This is a genomic window from Luteimonas sp. gir, from assembly GCF_037198055.1.
Lineage (GTDB): Bacteria > Pseudomonadota > Gammaproteobacteria > Xanthomonadales > Xanthomonadaceae > Luteimonas > Luteimonas citri_A.
This window is the reverse complement of the sequence record NZ_JBBAXQ010000001.1, coordinates 105,389-125,531: the sequence shown is the minus strand read 5'-3', so window position 1 is coordinate 125,531 and position 20,143 is coordinate 105,389. Positions and strand designations below refer to the sequence as shown.

Below are 20,143 nucleotides of genomic sequence, written 5' to 3'. Positions count from 1 at the left end.
CCGGGGTCAGAGTCGATTTTCGATCATCGGATGGTCAGACGGCGAGGCCGCCGGACACAAAAAATCGACTCTGACCCTGGTTTTGCAATGCCTCAAAGATCGTCGAAGCCGTTATCGGAGTTTGTCTTCTTGTACGACGCGTTGCGCATCTCGAAGAAGTCGGTCTTGGTCTCGGTGAAGTTGTCGGCGTAGGCCTTGATCCACGGCATGACGTTGTCGGTGGTCTCGGTGTAGAGCTTCTCGATGCCGAGCATGCCGGCCATCTTGTTGGCGCGGTACTTCACGTAGCGGATCATCTCGTCGACGTCGATGCCATCGATGCCGTCGAGCACTTCGCCGGTCCACTGGGTCTCCAGCTCGATCGCGTGCGCGAAGGCCTTGTGCACGTAGTCGGTGAGCTCGTTGGTCTGCAGCTCGGGGTTCTCGCCGACGATGGCGCGGATCACCTCGCTGATGAACTTGGTGTGGGCCAGTTCGTCGCGGTTGATGAAGCTGATGATCTTGCCGGTGCCGGTCATCCGGTTCTGGCGGACCAGGTTGTAGAAGTACGCAAAGCCCGAATAGAAGTTGATGCCCTCGAGGATCGAGGACTGGATCAGCGAGCGCAGCAGCGTCTCGGCGGTCTTCTCGCGCATGAAGTCGTCGTAAGACTCCATGATCGGCGCATTGCGCTTCTGGATCGTGGGATGCGTACGCGCGATCTCGAACACGCGGTTCTGGTTCGACAGATCGGTGATCGAGGCCAGCACGTAGCTGTAGCTCTCGTTGTGGATCACTTCCTGCTGGCCGATGATCGCGGCATTGGCGTGCGCGGCCGGATCGGTGATGTACTCGGCGACGTTGTAGATGAAGCGCGTCTGCGGCGAGTCGAGCGTGGCCAGCAGACCGATGATCGAATCGTAGGCGTTCTTCTCGCGCGCCGAGAGCTCGCCGTACTGCTTGGCGTCGCCCTTCATGTCGACCTCGTCGGGAATCCAGAAGTTGGTCGAGAGCTCCTTGTAGGCGCGATAGAACGACGGATACGGAATGTCGTTCCAGTTGAGGATGCCGGACGTGCGCCCGTTGATGATGCCGGTCGAGCGGTTGGGGTGACGCGGCTCGAGGATCTTGATGCGATCGAGGGGCGTAGAAGTCGTGGCCATGTTCGTTTCTCGTGTTTCGTGTCGCGGGCGATCGGCAGAACCGGGGTCAGAGTGCATTTTTCCGGTGCACTCTCGAGCCGGGGTCAGTGGGTGAAAAATGCACTCTGACCCCGGTTTTCATCGGGTGGAAAGCCCCCCTTAAGTCAGGGGGGCGCGCCGAAGGCGCAGGGGTGTGGGTGCTGATGAGTAGGGTCCACGGTTTGCAACGCAAACCGTGGAAGCTGATAGCGCGAATGCGCTGTCAGCTCGAACACCACTCGCATTCGGCGATGTCGATGTCGTTGGAGCGCACGTAGTACGTGGTCTTGATGCCTTCGCGCCAGGCGGTCATGTGCAGGTCGAGCAGGGTGCTGGCGCGGATGGTGCTCGGCACGTACAGGTTGAAGCTGATCGCCTGGTCGACGTGGCGCTGGCGGCGTGCGTTCTGGCGCACCGACGCGAACTGGTCGACCTTGTAGGCGCCCTTCTCGTAGAACGGCCAGGTCTCGAGCGACAGCCCGGGGGCGGCGACCGGACGCCGGTAGTCCTTCTTCTCCTCGTAGTAGAACGCCGAGTAGATCGGATCGATCGACGCGGTGGAGCCTGCGATCTGCGCGGTCGACATGTTCGGCGCGACCGCCATCAGCCAGCCGTTGCGCATGCCGTTGACGCCGACCTTGGCGGCCAGTTCCAGCCATGGGGGCGAGTTGTAGTCGCGGTCGCGGAAGTAGGCACCGGTGTGCCAGTCGCTGCCGGCGAACACCGAGTAGGCGCCCTTTTCCTTGGCCAGCTCCATGCTCGCCTGCACGGTCAGGAAATTGATGCGCTCATACAGCGTGTCGCTGAAGTCCTCGGCCTCGGGCGTGTTCCAGTGGATGCCCTTCTGCGCCAGCAGGTGATGCCAGCCGAACGTGCCCAGGCCGATCGCGCGGTACTTCTGGTTGGTGATCGTGGCCTGCGGGACGGGCAACTGGTTGAGGTCGATGACGTTGTCGAGCATCCGCACCTGGATCGGGATCAGGCGCTCGAGCACGTCGGTGATCAGATCGCTCTGGCCTTCCTGCGGCACGATCGCCCGGCCCAGGTTCACCGACGACAGGTTGCACACGACGAAGTCGCCGGCCTGCTTGGTGGTGACGATCTGATTGCCGGAGATGATCTCCTGCATCATCTTCGTCGGGCTCATGTTCTGCAGGATCTCGGTGCACAGGTTCGACGAATAGACACGGCCGACGTGCTTGTTCGGGTTCTTCCGGTTCACCTCGTCGCGGTAGAACATGAACGGGTTGCCGGTCTCGAGCTGCGACACCATGATCCGCTTGAAGATCTCGATCGCCTTGACGGTCTTGCGCGAGATGCGCTCGTCACTAACGACTTCCTCGTACTTCTTGCGGAACGTGCCCTCGCCCTTCTTCTCGTCGAAGAAGTCCTGCAGGTACCAGCCCTTGACCCGATGGACCTCGTGCGGGTCGAACAGGTACCAGTCGCCGCGGCGCTCGACCGCCTCCATGAACACGTCGGGGATGCACACCGAAGTGAACACGTCGTGGGCGCGCAGGCGCTGGTCGCCGTTGTTCAGGCGCAGGTCCAGGAACGCTTCGATATCGCGGTGCCACACGTCCAGGTACACCGCGACCGCGCCCTTGCGCTGGCCGAGCTGATCGACCGAGACGGCGGTGTTGTTGAGCTGCTTGATCCACGGCACCACGCCGCCCGAGGAATTGGGCACGCCGCGGATCGCCGAGCCCGAGGAGCGCACATAGCCCAGGTACGCGCCGACGCCGCCGCCGCCCTTGGAGACGCGGGCGATGTCGGTGTTGGAGTCGTAGATGCCCTGCAGCGAGTCGTCGACGGTGTCGATGAAGCACGATGACAGCTGGCCGCCGACCTTGCCGGCGTTCTGCAGCGTCGGGGTCGCGACGGTCATGTACAGGTTCGACAGCGCCCAGTAGGCCTCGCCGACGAGCTGCATGCGGCGCTCGCGGCCGCCGCGGGTCTCGTTCTGCATCAGGTACAGCGCAATCGTCAGCCAGCGTTCCTGCGGCAGCTCGAACACGGCGCGCGAGGTGTCGGTGGCCAGATAGCGCGTGGCCAGCAGGTACAGGCCGTTGTAGGCGAACAGCTTGTCGCGCTCGGGCTCGATCATGCGCCCGGCCTCCTGCAGCTCTTCCTTGGAATAGGCGCGCAGGATGTCGTTGGAATAGATGTTGCGGTCGGCCAGCGACTCCTGCAGGCCGACGTAGGAGCCGTACTTCTGCTCGGCGTCGTAGAAGCGGTTGCGGCTGGCGCGCTTGTATAGGCGGTGCAGGTACAGGCGGGCGGCGAAGAACTCCCACTCCGGTGCGGTGACATCGACGCGGGCCTCGGCCTCGCGGATCAGATGGTCCACCAGGTCGTCGGCGTTGACCGCGTCCTTGCGCTCGACGAAGCCGAACACGCTGCGCTTGTAGTCGGTGATGTCGAGCTGCGGGAACTCGCCATGGACGCGGTCGATGCTGCGCTCCAGGCGCGCGCGGTCGTACGGGATCCGGCGGTTGCCGGCTTCCTTGGTGATCCAGGTGGAGACGTCGGTGTCGACGTCGGGGGTTTCAGCAGTTGCGGTATGCATGGCAGCGCTCGGGGGCGGCGGCACCACGTCGTCGGCGTCGACGGCGGACGGCGCCACAGGGGTGGGGGAGGCGATCGGGGTCGGGGGCGCGTCTGCGGGCGTCGAAGGGGCGGTCGAGACGGTGTCGTGGCTGGTCATGCGTCCTCTCTCTTGGTGTCCAGTGCATTCGCGCACGCCCCGGCCCGCCCGCGTCGGGTCCGGTGGCTGCGGACGGCTCGGTTGCGACGGGTGCGTCGCGAAACGGCGACGGCGGTGCCGTCGGGTTCCGCGCCGCGGACCCGCCCCTGTGCAGAGCGTCCACAGCCGCGAACCGCGCGTCGTGCTTTCGCGCGGCTGTCGGCAGGGTACGGACTCATGGGCGAAGGCAGGCCTTCGGTCCCACCGCGTACCGGATCGCTCCGGTGCTGGGCGGGGACGTTCCCAATTACCGCTGCGGGGGCAGCACCGGACTGGCGTGGGGCGTCACCGGCTTCCCGTTTTTCATCCACAGGCTTTGTGGGCCGCGGAACCGACGGGCCCAAGATAGTGGGGTCCCCCCGCAGCGTCAACGCTAAATGTGGGGCGAAGGCGCGGAGCCGCGTCAGGCCGGCAATCGCGCGGTCTCAGCAGCCGGCCGGGTGCGGGGCGATGCAGATCCGGCTGCGCCAGGCAACCCTGCAAGACGCCTATTCAGCCTCGGCGACCGCCATTCGGGCCGCCCCGGCGGTCGCCGTCGCCCGCGACCAGCGCCGCCAGTCGGGGGCCGGAATCGGCAGCGGCTGGTCGTGATCGAGCAGCCGGCGCAGGTCCACCGCGGCGTAGTGCGGCGCCAGTGCCTGGACCAGCGCGAAGCCGAAATCGCGCAGGACCCGGTCGCGGCGCAGCAGCACCCAGGTGATGCATTCGGGCAGCAGGCCGTCCTCGACCGGCGGCGCGACCAGGCCGTCGTCGAGGTCGGCGCCCATCTCGTCGACGATCCCGACCCCCAGGCCGGCGTGCACATAGGTGCGGATCAGTGCGCCATCGCGCGCGGTCACCGCGAGCTCGGCGCGCAGGTCGGCGGCCGCGAACGCGCGCTGCAGCGACGAAGCGGGCTGCCGGCTCGATTCGTAGCTCACCAGCGGCACGCCGACCAGATCGCGCAGGCCGATCGGGCGCGGCAACGCGGCCAGCGGATGACCGGCCGGTACCAGCACCCGCCGGCCCCAGCGGTAGAGCGGAATCGCCACCAGGCCCGCGGGCGGGGCGCCGGTGCCGCTGAGGATCGCCAGGTCGGCATGGTGTTCGGCCAGCAGCCGCAGCGACTCGGCATCGCCGCCGGGCACCACATGCACCGCGACCTCGGGCCAGTCGCGCTTGAGTGCCTGCAGCGCCGGCGGCAGCGCGTGGCGGGCCTGGGTGTGGGTGGCGGCGATGCGCAGCAGGCCCTGGGCCTCGCGGCGCAGGTTGTCGGCCAGCGCCTGGATGTTGCCGGCCTCGGCCAGCAGCCGGCGGGCGTGCGCGAGCACCTGCCGGCCCTCGTCGGTCAGCGCGGCGAGGGCCCGCTGGCGACGGGTGAACAGCAGAAACCCCAGCGCGTTCTCCAGCTGCCCGAGCTGCTTGGACAGACCCGACTGCGTCGCGTGCAGGCGGCGGGCGGCCAGCGTGATGTTATGGCCGCACTCGACGATGGCGACAAAGCTGCGCAGTTGGGTGAGGGTCATGCCTGGCCGATGCGAGGGACAAAAAAAGCCGGATGGCCGATGGTCGCCCGCGGCGGCGACCGGCATGTCCCATGGGCGACAACACTGTGTACCGCGATCAGGCGAAGCGGGCCGCGCCGCGCCCCGCCCATCGCAGGCGGCTCAGCGACGCCCGGCCGGCACCAACTGGTCGGACAGCAGCAAGGCGTTGAGCAGCAGCCGTTCGGTGCCGTGCCAGTACTTGCGGTGCGCCGGGTCGTCGGCGAACAGCACGACGCTCCCGCGCCCGGTCGCGGCGACGACCGCCCACGGCGCGCCGCCGAGCCGGGCGCGGTTGCGCGCCGAAACGTAGCCGTTGACCAGCGGCGCATCGTCGATGCGCACGACGGTCGAGAAGCGGTCGCGCGCCGGTGGCAGGACCACCGCGGTCTCCTTGTTGACGAAGAGCGCGCGGCGCGGCACGCCGAAGGCCAGCGGATGGCTGATGTCGGCATCGGCCGAGACCAGGTTGCCGGAGATGCGGTCCTCGGCCAGCAGGTCGCGGCGCTGGCCGAAATCCGCGCGCGCGGTGTCGTCCGCGTCGCGCGCCGGGGCCGGGCCCAGGCCGTCGACGAGCTTGCGATCGATCGCCCACTGCGAGGCACTGCCGAAGGTCACCAGCGAGCCGCCTGCGCGGATCCAGCCGCGCAGCGTCTCGATCGTCGCCTCGCTCCAGTCTTCGTAATGGCCGCCGGCCAGCACGAGGCTGGTGTAGTCGCCCAGCGGTGCACGCGCCAGCTGCGTCGGATCGAGCCGGGTCACCGGCCAGCGCAACTGCTCGCTCAGCACGAACCAGGTCGAGCCGATCTCGGTCGCGTTGACGCCCTGGCCCATGACCAGCGCGATCCTGGGCTTGCGCAGCGGGCGCACGCTGTCGCTGCCCAGGTCGATGCCGGCCACGCTCTGCCCGGTCGACAACGCATGCGCGCGCACCCCGGCCTCGCGCGTGGCGGCATCGACCGCGGCGTGCAGCGCCTCGGCCGCGAGCGTCTGGCCGGCGAGCGGCACCACCAGCGTGCCGTAGGAGAACGCGGTCTCGCCGTCCGCGGTGCGCGCGGTGAATGGCTGGAACGCGCTGCGCACGCGGATGTCCTGTGCCAGCAGCGCGGCGAGCACGCGCGGTGCGGCCTGGTCGCGCCAGTCGATCGCATAGGCGTAGCGCGCCTGGCCACCGACGATGCCGGCCTCGACTGGCGGCAACGCCTGCACCTGCTCGCCCAGCGCCGGTGCGCGGCGCGCGCGTGCGAATGCGATGCCGTAGGCGTGCGCGATCGCGTACGAGGTGCTGCCGTAGACGCTCTCCTTCACCTCGGGCGTGGTCTCGAAGATCGAATGCACCAGCCGGAACTGCGGCTGCGCCGACGGCACGACGTAGGCGCTGCCGGGCGAGAACGTGGTGCCGTCGATCGTGGTCTCGCGCGCCAGCGCATGGACCTCGATGCGGTGCAGCAGCAGCAGGTCGAGCAGGCGCCGGGTCAGCGACGGGTCGTGCGCGTCGCCGAATACGAACGCGGCCGCGTCGTGGCGCCGGCCCTGGCTGAGCGCCGAGCGGAAGAAGTCCTTCTGCAGCGCCAGCAACCCGGGCTTCTCGGCGACCGCGCCGCGCAGCGTCGCCAGCCCGGTCGCGACCTGGTTGCGGATCGTGAAGCGGAATTCCAGCGGGCCGCCGGCGGTGTCCTGCACCAGGCCGCGCGAACTGCCCTGCTCGACAGTGACGCCGACCCCGCCGTGGAAGTCGGGATAGGTCGAGCCGTAGACCGGCGAGAAGTTGTCGAAGTTCTCTTTCGTGTAGTACAGCGAGCCGAGCGCATCGAGACCTTGCGCGTGGTAGCGCGCCAACGTGACGTTGAAATCGTAGGAGGCCTGCGGCAGCAGCGGGCTGTGCATGCTCGACGGCGACGGCTCGAAGTAGTACGTGCTGCCGGCGCCCATCTCGTGGAAGTCGATCTGCACGTTCGGCGTCCATTGGTGGAACAGCGCGATCTTGGGCCGGGTCTCGCGCTGGGTGACCGCGAGCCAGTCGCGGTTGAGGTCGGTGAAGTAGTGGTTGGTGCGGCCCATCGGGAACGGCTCGACGTGCTCCTTGTCCAGCGGGTCGGCGACCGGCGGGTTCGACTTCCACGCGTTGTGCCAGTTCGCCGCGCGGTCGCGGCCGTCGGGGTTCTGCGCCGGGTCGATCAGCACGATCGCCTCGTCGAGCCAGCGCGTGGTCTCCGCGCCGCGGTGCGCGGCCAGGTAGTAGGCGGTCAGCAGCGCGGCCTCGCCGCTCGAGGTCTCGTTGCCGTGCACGCTGTAGTACAGGCCGACGACGACCGGCAATTGCGTGGGCACGGCCGCCGCGGGATCGCGCTGGGTCGCGTGCGCGGCCCGAAGCGTCTCGAGCCGGCCGTGGTTGGCGGCCGAGGTGACGATCGCGGCGACCAATGGGCGCTCCTCGTAGCTGCGCCCGGTCTGCTGCAGCGTGATCCGATCGGACACGCGCGCCAGTTCTCGGAAGTAATCGACAATGCGGTCGTGCCGCGTGTAGTGGGTCCCCAGCGGATAGCCGAGGAACTGCTCGGGCGTGGGCACGTCGGGGTCGAAGTCCGCGGCCTGGGCCTGGGGGAAGTAGTAGGCGTTCTGCGCGACCGCGACCAGCGGCAGCAGCGCGAGCAAGGCCAGCAGCAGCCGCATCGGCGCACTGCGGAAGAGACGGCCGCGCCCGGGGGCGCGGTGGAGGGGAGCGTCGGGCATCGGCGTATCCGGTGTGGGGCGGCGCCTGCGCAACGCGCAAGCGCGCGTTGCGGGAGCGCCGTCGGGGCGCGGGGAGCGGGTGCGGTGAGATCGGCGGCGAACGGTCAGAAGCGGTAGTCGAAACCCACCTGGAAGTAGCGCCCGCGCAGGTCGTACTGGCTGAAGTCGTAGGGCGCGCGGATGCCGGGGAAGGACGCGTCATGCGGCGGCGTCTCATCGCTGACGTTCTCGACCTTGGCGTAGAGCGTCAGCCGCTCGATGCCCGACCAGGCGAGGTAGAGATCGAACTGGTCATAGGCGTCGACCCGCGACTGCGCCGCGCGCGCCGCGGCACTGGCCTTCTGGTCGTAACCGCCGGTGCGGTACCAGGTCAGGCCGGTGTCGAAATCGCCGATCTTCCAGTCCAGCGTCGTCGTCGCCTTGTTGCGCGGCAGCGAGGGGCCGAGGTTGCTGCCGGCATAGTCGACCAGCGGACCGCCGATCGTTTGCGGGCGCTTGTAGTCGAGCACGTGGGTGAACACGCTCGACAGCCCGAAGCTGCCCGCATTGCCGGTGTGCCAGCGCTGGCGCAGCTCGGCATCCAGGCCCGAGGTCTGCAACTCGCTCAAGTTCTGGTAGCGGTTGTAGACGGCCACCAGCTTGCCGCGGGCGTCGCGCACGACATCGGCCGGGTCGTTGGTCTGCACGATCGTGGTGGTGTTGCCGGTGCCCACCAGGTTGTCGAGCTCCACCCGGTACCAATCCACGCTCAGGCTGGTGTCGGCCCACGGCGAGACGACGACGCCCAGGTTGTAGCTGCGCGTGCGCTCGGGATCGAGATCGGTGTTGCCGACAGTGAAGAACGTCGGCGTCTGGCGCGAATCGGCAACATCGGGATCATAGGGATCGACGACCGAGCCGTAGGCGATGCTGGTGGAGGCCGAGTTTTCCGACAGCGAGGGCGCGCGGAAGCCGCGCGAGGCCGAGGCGCGGACCAGCAGCGCATCGAGCGGCTGCCAGCGCAGCCCGGCCTTGGGTGAGAACGCGCTGCCGAAGTCACTGTAATGATCGCCGCGTCCGGCCAGTTGCAGTTCCAGCGTCGGGGTCACCGGCACGTTGACCTCGGCGTAGAGCGCGGCGACATCGCGGTCGCCGTCGACCGCCGCGATCGCCGGGCGCACCTGCAGGCCGGCATCGATCTGCCACGGGTTGCGCGAGACCAGCGACTCGTGCCGCCATTCGGCGCCGGCCGCGAAGCCCACGGTGCCCGCCGGCAGCTCGAACAGGCTACCCGAAACCTTGAAGTCGACGCCGGTCAGCCGCGAGTCGGCCGGTCGCAGCGTGCTGAGCGCGATCGCGTCGAGCACCGCCTGCGGCGTCGTCGAGGGCGCATGCAGGTTCAGGCTGCCATCGGTGAGCGCTTGCGCCAGCGTCCAGCGGTTGGCGAAGCCGCCGGCGACGGTTTCTTCCTCCTTGCTGCGCGCCGCGAAGGCCGCGGCCTCCCAGTCCCAGGTCTCGGAGAGCTGGCCGCGCACGCCGCCGAGCACGCGGTAGGCGGTCGAGCGGTTGGTCTTGAGCGACTGGCCCAGGTCGAAGAACGTGTACTCGATCGGCGTGGCGACGCCGTAGGGGTTGTAGGGGTTGCCGGCCGGCAGCAGGTTGGACACCGGCTCGGCCAGTCCGCTCTGCGCGTTGAGCGCGAAGCGCCCGCCCTCGAGCGTGAAGTAGGGGCTGGAGCCGAACAGCGATGCGCCGCGGATCCGGCTCACCACCAGTTCGCCGAATGCCTCGGTGGTGTCGTTGATGCGGACCGTCCCGTTGACGTAAGCCTGGTAGCGTTCGGTTGCGGGAATCAGCGTCGTGTAGTGCGCGAGATTGATCGCGCAGGTGTCGCCGGCGAGTCCGTCGATCGGCGCGCTCGCGGTCAGCACCATGCCTTGCGGGCAGTGGCCCGCGGCATCGAGCAGCGGCACCGAGGCCCCGTTGACGAGGAAGCGCGCGCCCTTGGCCGACCAGCCGTTCCAGCGGCCGCCGGGCTTGTCGGTGTAGATGCCCGAACGGGTGAGCGCGCGCTGGTCCTGGTCGAGCCGGTCGCGGTCGTAGGCCTCCAGGCTGAAGAGCAGGTTGTAGCCGTCGGTGTCGAGGTCGCCGATGCCGCCGACCAGCCGCGCACGCTGCGTGTCCAGCCCGCCAGCATCGGACGTACCCAGGCTGCCGCCCACGTCCAGGCCCTGGAAGTTCTGGCGGGTGATGATGTTGACCACGCCGGCGACCGCGTCCGAGCCGTAGACCGCCGAGGCGCCGTCCTTGAGCACCTCGATGCGTTCGACCGCGACCAGCGGCAGCGCGTTGAGGTTGACGAAGGTGTCCGACAGCCCGCCGGCCGGAAAACCGTAGTTGGCCAGCCGGCGGCCGTTGAGCAGCACCAGCGTGTTCTTCTGCGACAGGCCGCGCAGCCCGATCCCGGCCGAGCCCGACGCCCAGCCGCTGTTGCTGGTCTCATTGGCGGCGTTGCCGGTGTGGGCCGAGATCGACCGCAGCACGTCGGCGACGGTGACCTTGCCCGAGGTTTCGAGCGCCTGCCGGTCGATGACCTGCACCGGGTTCGCCGTCTCGGCGTCCGCACGGCGGATGTGGGAGCCGGTCACGGTCACCGTGCCCAGCGTGTGCGCTCCGGCGTCTGCATGACCGTCCGCGTCCTGTGCGGCGGCGAGAGAGGGGACAGACAGGGCCGCCAGGAGGGCGGCCGCAAGGCGCGAGGGGCTGGACATCTGCTGCACTGCAATACGGGGAGGGGCAGGCAGTGGGCCATGGCCGCGGGAGCGACAGAAATGGTCATCCGGACTGGCGGTATGGCGAGATGGAATGTCCGCGCGCAGCACGCCGGCCCGGGCCGGCTGGCCAGTCGGGCGCGTGGGTGATCCGATGGGGCCCGCGCGACACCGCGGGCGGTGACCACTATGTGCGATGTGCCCGCAGCAGATACTCGGCGCTGCGCATCTCGATCAGACGCGAGGCGGTGCGTTCGAAGGCCGCCGACAGCCGCTCGCCGGTGTAGAGCTGTGGCGGTTCGGTGTCGGCGGTGCACACCAGATTGACGCTGCGATCGTAGAGCTCGTCGATCAGCGTGACGAAACGGCGCGCGGCATCGTCGCGGCGGCCGTCCATCGTCGGCACGCCGCCCAGCAGCACCGTGTGGAACTCGGTCGCGATCTGGATGTAGTCGCTGGCGCCGCGCGGGCCTTCGCACAGTGCGTCGAAATCGAACCAGGCCATGCCGGTACAGCGCGCGCGCACCGGGATGCGGCGGCCGTCGAGTTCGATGCCGGCATCGCGATGCGCATCGTCGCCGCCGAGCTCGCGCCAGCGTGTGTCGAGCCAGGCGTCGGCGCCTGCATCGAGTGGCGCGCGGTAGACCGGCGAGCGGGTCAGCGCGCGCAGGCGATAGTCGGTGTCGCTCTCCAGATACACCACATGGCAAAGCTGCTCGATGAGGGCGATCGCCGGCAGGAAACGCGCGCGCTGCAGGCCGTCCTTGTACAGGTCGCTGGGCGCGGCGTTGGAACTGGTCACCAGCACGATGCCGTCGGCGACCATGCGTTCGAGCAGCCGTGCCAGCAGCATCGCATCGCCGATGTCGCTGACGAAGAATTCGTCGAGCACGAGCACGCGCAACCCGGCGTCGCGCCAGCCGCGCACGATCGCGGCGAGCGGGTCGCGCTCGCCGGCATGCGCGCGCAGCGCGGTGTGGACCTCGCGCATGAAGCGGTGGAAGTGCGTGCGCCGCTTGCCGCCCAGCCGGGGATCGGGCTCGGGGCTGCGTTCGGGATCGCGCGGCGCGGTCGGCGCCGGCGCGTCGGCGCGCGCCTCGCCCTTGAGTGTCCGTAGCGCCAGGCCATCGTGGAACAGGTCGATCATGAAGGTCTTGCCGCGCCCCACGCCGCCCCACAGGTACAGCCCGGGAATGCCGTCGCTGTGGCCCTCACCGCCGAACAGGCGACCGAGCAGGCCGCGCCTGGGCGGCGGCTCGTGCAGGGCCCGGTGCAGCCGGTCGAGCTCGGCCAGCGCCGGCTGCTGCGCCGGGTCGTGCTGCCAGTCGCCGCGCGCGACGCCCGCGGCGTAGCGCTCGGAAGGCAGCGGCGGCAGGCTCATCGCCGGCCTCGCGTCAGTGCGTGGCCGGGCCGGGCATGGCGGACCCGACTCATCGTGCAGTGGGCAGATAGCCGCGGACGCCGTTCTTGACCACGCCGCGCAGGTCGATCATCCGGCGGTGGAAGAAATGGCCGGTGTCCGGCATGCGCACCAGCTCGGCCTGGGCGTCGCGTTCCTCGAGCCAGCGGTAGACCGCCTCGGGGTCGACGATCTCGTCGGCCTCGCCCTGGATCACCAGCCACGGGCAGTCGGGCAGCACGATGCGGTCGAAATCCCAGCGACCGGCGGGCGGTGCGACCGAGATCAGCAGGTCGGGCTTCAAGTCAGCGCTGGCACGCAGCGACACGTAGGCGCCGAAGCTGAAACCGGCCAGCCACAGCGCATCGCCGGGCCGCTCCCGACGCACCCATTCGACCACCGCGGTCAGGTCGTCGGTCTCGCCATCGCCGCGGTCGAACTGCCCCTCGGAGGTTCCGGTGCCGCGGAAATTGAAGCGCAGGGTCGTCGCACCGAGCTCGCGCAGCGAGCGCGCGACCATGGTCACGACCTTGTTGTGCATCGTGCCGCCCTCGGTGGGCAGCGGATGGCAGACCACCGCCACCAGCGGCAGCGCAGGGACATCGGCGTCGGGCAGATCGAGGGCGGCCTCGAGTGCGCCGACCGGGCCGGCCAGCGTCAGCGGGCCGGACTGCGTGGGAAACGTGGGGGAGATCATGGCGCTGATGATACCGGGGCCGCCGCGATGGCACTGTGGCGGACATGCGCAGCCCGCATGTCCGCATGCCTGGCGCTCCCCCGACATTCGCCGCGTGCGTCAGTGCGCACGCAGGCGCAGCCCGATCACCAGCGGATCGTGGTCGGAGCTGCGCCACGGGCCGCTCGCCTCGCGCTCGCGGGTGTCGACCGGCTCGTCGGCATTGCTGTGCCATTTCGCAGCTCCGGCCAGGCGCGTGGCCAGCGCCGGGCTCAGCATCACATGGTCCAGGCGACCGGCCTGGCCGTCGAACACGAAGCTGTGGGCAGGCGGCTCGGCACGAGCGAACGGGTCGCGCCAGCCGGCATCGATGAACACGCGCACCGGATCCTCCATCGCATAGGCGTTGAAGTCGCCGACCACGGCGATGCGCTCGGCGGCCGGGGTCGGTGCGGTGGCCAGCCAATCGCGCAGGCGCTGCGCCGATTCGGTGCGTGTTGCCTTCCAGCAGGCCTGGCCGTCGCCCCCGTCGGTATCGGCACCGGCGGCATCGCGGCAGCCCTTGGATTTGAGGTGCACCGCGACGACGCTGAAATCGGCGCCATCCGCGCGGCCATCGCGCAGCGGCACGAAGGCCTGCGCCAGCGGCACGCGGCTGAGTTCGACGAAGGGCCCACCTTCGAGCATGGCCGGCGCGCCCTCTGGGCGCACGCGGGTGTTGCGGTAGATCAGGCCGACCCGGACCGGATTGGTGCCGGGGCCCGTGCCGGTGTCGACGAAGCGCCAGTCGCGCGCCGGGCCTGCAGCGTTCAGGGCATCGACCAGTTGCGCGATGCTCGAATACGCATCGTAGCCGTCGTTTTCCAGTTCCATCAGCGCGGCGACATCGACATCCAGCGCGCTGATCGTCGCGACCAGGCCGTCGATCTGGCGCACCAGTTCGGCCGGTGTGCGCGCGCCGCGTGGCGTGGGGAAGCCGCCGCCGCGGCCATCGCCGTTGAACAGGTTTTCCAGATTGAAGGCGGCCAGACGCACATCGCCTTCGACCATCGGTGCCGGTGGACGCGGCGCCGGCTGCGCCTGCAGTGGCGCGGTCAGTTGCAGCCGCCATGCGCCCTCGCGATGGTCGACGATGCCTTCGACGCCGGTCAGGACGCTGCCGGTGCGCAGCGCGCGCGCATGCGCGGGCAGGTACCAGGGCAGGCCGGCGTCGGGCGCCGCGTCGCGGCCATCGTCGAGCAGCACGCGGTTGAGGGCGTTGGCGGCCTGCACCATCGCCGCGTCGCGTCCGGGCCGCGCAATCTCGGTCGGCGAGTACAGCCGGCCGTCGAAGCTCGCGATCAACGTTCCCCGCCGTGCGCGATCGTGCTGGCCGGTCAGGGTCAGCGGCGCATCGATGCGCACCCAGCGGCCGGCCAACGCCGCCCAGTCATCGGGTGGGGAGGTGAGAACCAGGGGAGAGAGTCGCGGTGCGGGCGTGGTCAGCACCTCGATGCGGGATGGCTGCAGCGTCGGCAGCCCATCGACGTTCGTCAGGGCGCCGGCGACCCGCACATGCGCGCCTGCGGCCGGTGCGTCTTCGTGCCCGCGTGCGTCCACGAATACCGCCGGTGGCAGGTCGCGTTCGGACTCGTCGGTCTGCAGGAACCAGCCACCGAGACTGTCGGCGAAGGCACCGGTGACCCGCCCCCCCAGCGTGACTGTGCGCGGCGCGGCGACGTGGGCGTCGACGAAGACGACCGGCGGCGCCGCATACGAAGTGACCGGGCCGATGGCGATCCAGGCACAGACGAGCAGGCCTGACAGCAGACGGGCATGAGGGGGACGGCGCATGGGGACTCTCCATCGGCCTCGAGGGCCTGACACGACGACGCCGCCCGAAGGCGGCGTCCAGGTGGGGCGCATGCCCGACAGGGCTTACTTCAGGTTGTCGACCATCCAGTCGACCACGGCATGCATCTGCTCGTCGGTCAACGCCGGGTTGCCGCCGCGTGCGGGCATCACGCCGGACGCGCCGGTGAAGCCTTCGATCGAATGCTTGTACAGCGTGTCCTTGCCCTGGGCGATGCGCGCATCCCAGTGGGCGTGGTCAAGCGTCGGCGCGCCGCCGGCGCCGGAGGTGTGGCAGCCCGCGCACAGGTTCTCGTAGATCACCGAGCCTTCGAGCGTGCCGCCGTAGGCGGCCTGCGAGGTCGCGGCCGCAGCCGCAGCGGCCGATGCGGCTGCCTGCGCGGCGGCACCGGTGGCGCCGGCGTAGACCGCGCCCACCGGCGCGATACGCGCCTCGGTGCGCTGGGCGACATTGGGCGGAACTTCGGTCGGCACCGAACGATGCAGGAACCAGGCGCCAGCAATCAGGCCCAGTGTGACGATGGTCAGAAACACCAGCACCATCGAGAAGCGCTTGAGGAATTCGAGATCGTAGTTGCGCACGAAGCACCCTTGGCTTTGGCGACATGGTCCGCGGACCACAGCTGTGGGCGAGTATACGGCCAGGTCGGCGAAAATGCCTGCGGCGTTCCGTCGCGGCAGCGCAGCATCGCCGCAAGCCGCACAGGCTCACATCCCCGCGTAGTTCGGACCGCCGCCGCCTTGCGGGGCGACCCAGACGATGTTCTGGGTCGGGTCCTTGATGTCGCAGGTCTTGCAGTGCACGCAGTTCTGCGCGTTGATCTGCAACCGCGGGCCGTCGGGCCCTTCGACGAACTCGTAGACCGCCGCCGGGCAATAGCGCGCCTCCGGCCCGCCATAGGTCGCCAGGTTCACATCCACCGGCACGCGCGGATCCTTGAGCGTGAGATGCGCGGGCTGGTCCTCGTCGTGATTGGTGCTCGACAGGTACACCGAGCTCAGGCGGTCGAACGTCAGCACGCCATCGGGCTTGGGATAGGCGATCTTCGCGTGCTGCGCGGCCGGCTCCAGGCAGGCGTGGTCGGGGCGGTCGCGGTGCAGCGTCCAGGGCGGCGTGCGGATGCCGAGCTTGGGCAGCAGCCATTGCTCGACACCGGTCATCAGCGTCGCGGTCGTGCGGCCCTTCTTGAACCACTGCTTGAAGTTCTTGGACTGCGCGAGTTCGGCATGCAGCCAGCTCGATTCGAACGCGGCCGGATAGGCGGCCAGCTCGTCGCCGCCGCGGCCCTCGCCCAGCGCCGCAAACGCCGCCTCGGCGGCGAGCATGCCGGTCTTGATCGCCGCATGGCTGCCCTTGATCCGGCTGGCGTTGAGCGTGCCGGCCTCGCAGCCGACGAATGCGCCGCCTGGGAACACCAGCTTGGGGATCGACAGCAGGCCGCCGGCGGTGATCGAGCGGGCGCCGTAGCCGATGCGCTTGCCGCCCTCCAAGTACTTGCGGATCTCCGGATGCGTCTTGAAGCGCTGGAATTCCTCGAATGGACTCAGCCACGGGTTGCGGTAGTCCAGACCGACGACCAGGCCGATCGCGACCTTGCCATCCTCGGCGTGGTAGACGAACGAGCCGCCGTAGGTGTCGTCGGTCAACGGCCAGCCGGCGGTGTGCACCACCAGGCCCGGCTCATGCTTGGCCGGATCGACCTGCCACAGCTCCTTGATGCCCAGGCCATAGCTCTGCGGGTCGCGGCCGTCGTCGAGCGCGAAGCGCGCGATCAGCTCGCGACCCAGTTGCCCGCGCGAACCTTCGGCGAAGATCGTGTACTTGGCATGCAGTTCCATGCCGAGCTGGAACTCGGCGGTCGGCTGGCCGTCCTTGCCGATGCCCAGGTTGCCCGTTGCCACGCCGCGCACTGCACCCTCGTCGGTGTAGAGCACTTCGGCCGCGGCGAAGCCGGGGAAGATCTCCACGCCCAGGGCTTCGGCCTGCGTCGCCAACCAGCGCGTGACCGCGCCGAGGCTGACGATGTAATTACCGTGATTCTTGAAGCAGTCGGGCAGCAGAAAATCCGGCGTGGCCTTCGCGCCGGTCTCGTCCAGGAACAGAAACGCATCGCGCGTGACCGCCTGCTTGAGCGGCGCGCCCTTGGCCTGCCAGTCGGGAATCAGTTCGGTCAGTGCGCGCGGGTCGACGATCGCGCCCGACAGGATGTGCGCACCGGGCTCGGAGCCTTTCTCCAGCACGCAGACCGACACCTCGCGCCCGGCCTCGGTGGCCAGTTGCTTGAGCCGGATCGCGGTCGACAGGCCACCAGGGCCGGCGCCAACGACGACCACGTCGTACTCCATCGATTCGCGCGGGCCGTGGGTCTGCAGCAGTTCCTGAGGTGTCGTCATCGTTGCCTTGGGCGGGTGCCTGGGTGATGGGAGCGTCCGTCGGGCAGCATCGCAGCATGCGTGCGATGGCGGCGTGGCCGCGGCCGGCAAGTGTAGCGCGCCGTGTTGCGCGGCCCGCTCAGCGCGGCTTGGCAGGCAGCGGGAACGGCGTGACGACCTTCTCGCCCGAGGTCGCATCGCGGATCGCCGACTGCCCTTTCTTCTCGACTTCCTCGACCCGCAGCACGCTCTGCATCGGCAGATGCAGCGTGCGGGTGTGGCCGAATTCGGCCTGCAGCCGTTCTTCGGTCGGATCGACGACCAGGCCGTCGTGCACATCGAACACCAGGTCCGAGACTTCGACAAAGCCCCACAGCCGCCCGCTCTCCACGCGCTGCGCGTACAGCTCGTAGACCTTGCCGTGGGTGAGGAAGGTGATCTTGTAGAGCGTCTTGGCGGTCATGGCCAAAGTATAAGAGTCGGGCTTGGGATGGGCGATGCCATGGCCGGCCCGTGCATGCCCATCCTGAGTCCCCAACGCAGGCTTCAGTAGCCCTTGAGCCGCCGCAGCCGCTGGCCGATCGCGTGGCGCGAGACCAGCGCGAAGGCCACGCCGACCAGAAACCCGGCCAGATGCGCGGCCCAGGCCACGGCGCCGAAGGCCGGGCCGATGTAGGCGAAGAACACCTGCAGCAGGGCCCACACCCCGATCAACAGCGAGGCCGGCGCGCGGACGAACTCCAGGAACAGGCCCAGCGGCACGACCACGCCCAGCCGTGCGCGCGGGAACAGGGCCAGGTACGCGCCGATCAGCGAGGACACCGCGCCACTGGCGCCGATGATCAACCGGTCCGGCGCGCCGATCGCCAGTACCGCAGCCAGGTTCGCCACCGCCCCGCCCAGCACGAACAGCACCAGCAACCGCCAGGCGCCCATCAGCCGCTCGGCCGGCAGGCCGAAGATCAGCAAGAACACCAGGTTGCCCAGCAGGTGGGCCCAGTCGGCATGCAGGAACAACGCCGTGACCAGGCGCAGCCAGGGGCCGGGGTCGAGCCAGTTGACCAGGACACCGTCGGTGCCGACCGGCTCGCCGTACAGGGCACCCCAGTCCAGCAGCAGGGCGTAGTGCTCGTTGGCCGAGCGCGTGCTCGCCCACAGGAACGTCACCCATAACAGCACAAACAGCATCGGCACAGCCCAGCGCAGCGGGGCTTTGGCGCGACGGTTGGGGATCGAGACGAACATGGGCGCACGCATTGTCGAGGGGGCGGCAGGCCCGGGTAAAGCGCGCCGCGACGGCCTCCGGGCATGCCGCAATGCAGCACGGTTCCGGACGGGGAGGTACGGTATAGTGCGCCCGCCGAGCGCGTCGGGAGGGGTTTTCCGAGGGCGAACGGACATCACAGGCCAGGCCTTTACGGTCGCGTTCTGCGAACCAGGCCCGGACCATCAAGTACACCTTCGAGAGAGAGGCGACCATGGCGACCCACCCCCGCATCATTCAATGCACCGCGTTGGCACTCGGCATCGCCGGCGCCCTGGCATTCGCAGGCCAGGCCCACGCCGCCGGCTTCCAGCTCAAGGAAAACAGCGTCAAGTCGATGGGCGCCGCATTTGCCGGCACCGCCGCCAAGACCGGCGACAGCTCGGTGGTCACCAACAACCCGGCGGTGATGACCCAGTTCGAGGGCACGACCATGCAGGTCGATGTCACCGCCGTCGACCTCAACTATGAGTTCAAGGGCACCGGCACCGACGCACTCGGCCGTCCGATGTCCGGCAGCAACGGCGGCAACGCTGGCGACGTGACCCCGGTGCCGGCGCTGTCGGTCGTGCACAAGTTCGACAACGGTACCGCGCTGGGCGCGATGGTCAGCGCACCGTTCGGCCTGAAGACCGAGTACGACCCGGGTTGGGTCGGCCGCTACGCGGCGCTGACCTCGGAAGTGAAGATCGTCGACCTGACGCTGTCGGGCGCGGTCGATCTGACCGATCGCTTCTCGGTCGGCCTGGGCGTCATCGCTTCGCGCGCGGACGTCACGCTGTCGAAGGGTGTTGATTTCGGCGCGCTGCTGTTCTCCAATCCCGCAACCCGCCCGCTGCCGTTTGCGACCCCGCAGGGCGCTGATGGCACCGCCGAGGTGCAGGGTGACGACAATGGCTTCGGTTGGCTGATCGGCGCGCATTTCCGCCCGACCGACGCGGTGTCGATCGGTGTGAGCTACCGCTCGGAAATCGACTATGAGCTTAGCGGCACCGTCGACTGGACCGTGCCCGACAATGCGCGTGCGGTCTTCAATGCCAGCCCGATGACTCGTCCGCTGTTCGTCGACGGCAATGCCCGCGCCGAGCTGACCACGCCGTCGATCCTCAACGTCGGCGCGACCTGGCAGGTCACCGACGGTTTCATGCTGGCCGCGACCTACGCCCGCACGGGCTGGGAATCGCTGCGCGAGGTCCGCATCCAGTTCGAGAACCCGGATCCGGATTCGGTCGAACCGTTCGACTGGAAGGACAGCGACTACTACGCGCTGGGCGCCGAATTCCAGGTCAACGACGCCTGGACGCTCCGCGGCGGCGTGGCCTACGACGAGACGCCGACCAGCATCGAGCACCGCACTCCGCGCCTGCCCGATGCCAACCGCATGTTCTATTCGGTCGGTGCGACCTGGAAGCTCAACGACGCGTTCGACGTGAACCTGGCCTACACCCGGATCGAGCCGCGCAATCCGCGGATCGACACCACCAGTGGCGGCGCGCGCGTCTACGGCGACTTCGACGGCAACGCCAACCTGTTCGGTGTGTCGGCGCAGTACCGCTTCTGATCGCAGCGGCTTCGCTTGACGAAAAGACCCCGCCTCGGCGGGGTCTTTTTTTCTTGGGGTGCGGCGCGGTCGGCGCTCGTGCGGCCGCCCTCCGCAAGCGTGGCGAC

General features: G+C 69.0%; 13 protein-coding genes and 1 riboswitch. Of the genes, 1 reads left to right on the top strand and 12 read right to left on the bottom strand.

Annotated elements, in window-relative coordinates; genetic code table 11:
- Positions 1-92: 92 nt before the first annotated feature.
- The 12 genes from WAF18_RS00570 to WAF18_RS00515 form a co-directional block, all read right to left on the bottom strand.
- Positions 93-1,142 carry a ribonucleotide-diphosphate reductase subunit beta gene (locus WAF18_RS00570; RefSeq protein ID WP_337243376.1) on the bottom strand — a complete coding sequence of 350 codons (1,050 nt, stop codon included), beginning with the start codon at positions 1,140-1,142 and terminating at the stop codon, positions 93-95.
- 241 nt (positions 1,143-1,383) lie between these two features.
- Positions 1,384-3,867, bottom strand: coding sequence for a ribonucleoside-diphosphate reductase subunit alpha (locus WAF18_RS00565; protein WP_337243375.1), 2,484 nt, complete (start codon positions 3,865-3,867; stop codon positions 1,384-1,386).
- A gap of 182 nt (positions 3,868-4,049) precedes the next feature.
- Positions 4,050-4,257, bottom strand: a riboswitch (cobalamin riboswitch).
- Between the two features lie 137 nt (positions 4,258-4,394).
- On the bottom strand, positions 4,395-5,411 hold the full coding sequence (locus WAF18_RS00560; RefSeq protein WP_337243374.1) for a LysR substrate-binding domain-containing protein: 1,017 nt from the start codon (positions 5,409-5,411) through the stop codon (positions 4,395-4,397).
- A gap of 141 nt (positions 5,412-5,552) precedes the next feature.
- On the bottom strand, positions 5,553-8,162 hold the full coding sequence (locus WAF18_RS00555) for a M14 family zinc carboxypeptidase (RefSeq protein WP_337243373.1): 2,610 nt from the start codon (positions 8,160-8,162) through the stop codon (positions 5,553-5,555).
- A 104-nt stretch (positions 8,163-8,266) separates the two neighbouring features.
- Positions 8,267-10,912, bottom strand: a complete 2,646-nt coding sequence (locus WAF18_RS00550; RefSeq protein WP_337243372.1) for a TonB-dependent receptor — start codon at positions 10,910-10,912, stop codon at positions 8,267-8,269.
- A gap of 187 nt (positions 10,913-11,099) precedes the next feature.
- Positions 11,100-12,293 carry a cell division protein ZapE gene (zapE, locus tag WAF18_RS00545; RefSeq protein WP_337243371.1) on the bottom strand — a complete coding sequence of 398 codons (1,194 nt, stop codon included), beginning with the start codon at positions 12,291-12,293 and terminating at the stop codon, positions 11,100-11,102.
- Between the two features lie 49 nt (positions 12,294-12,342).
- Positions 12,343-13,008: an alpha/beta fold hydrolase gene (locus tag WAF18_RS00540; protein WP_337243370.1), complete on the bottom strand. Its 666-nt coding sequence runs from the start codon at positions 13,006-13,008 to the stop codon at positions 12,343-12,345.
- Between the two features lie 99 nt (positions 13,009-13,107).
- The gene (locus WAF18_RS00535) at positions 13,108-14,820 is read right to left on the bottom strand and encodes an ExeM/NucH family extracellular endonuclease (protein WP_337243369.1); all 1,713 of its coding nucleotides are present in this window, start codon (positions 14,818-14,820) and stop codon (positions 13,108-13,110) included.
- Positions 14,821-14,904: 84 nt separating this feature from the next.
- Entirely contained in the window at positions 14,905-15,420 is a 516-nt protein-coding gene (locus WAF18_RS00530; RefSeq protein ID WP_337243368.1) for a c-type cytochrome, read from the bottom strand.
- A 126-nt stretch (positions 15,421-15,546) separates the two neighbouring features.
- Positions 15,547-17,232: an electron transfer flavoprotein-ubiquinone oxidoreductase gene (locus tag WAF18_RS00525; RefSeq protein ID WP_337243367.1), complete on the bottom strand. Its 1,686-nt coding sequence runs from the start codon at positions 17,230-17,232 to the stop codon at positions 15,547-15,549.
- A gap of 118 nt (positions 17,233-17,350) precedes the next feature.
- On the bottom strand, positions 17,351-17,674 hold the full coding sequence (locus WAF18_RS00520) for a DUF1820 family protein (RefSeq protein ID WP_183425241.1): 324 nt from the start codon (positions 17,672-17,674) through the stop codon (positions 17,351-17,353).
- Positions 17,675-17,757: 83 nt separating this feature from the next.
- Entirely contained in the window at positions 17,758-18,456 is a 699-nt protein-coding gene (locus WAF18_RS00515) for a rhomboid family intramembrane serine protease (RefSeq protein WP_183425242.1), read from the bottom strand.
- A gap of 233 nt (positions 18,457-18,689) precedes the next feature.
- On the opposite strand from WAF18_RS00515, the gene WAF18_RS00510 reads away from it, so the two are divergent.
- Complete coding sequence (locus WAF18_RS00510) at positions 18,690-20,036, top strand: outer membrane protein transport protein (RefSeq protein WP_337243366.1); 1,347 nt, start codon at positions 18,690-18,692, stop codon at positions 20,034-20,036.
- Positions 20,037-20,143: the final 107 nt, after the last annotated feature.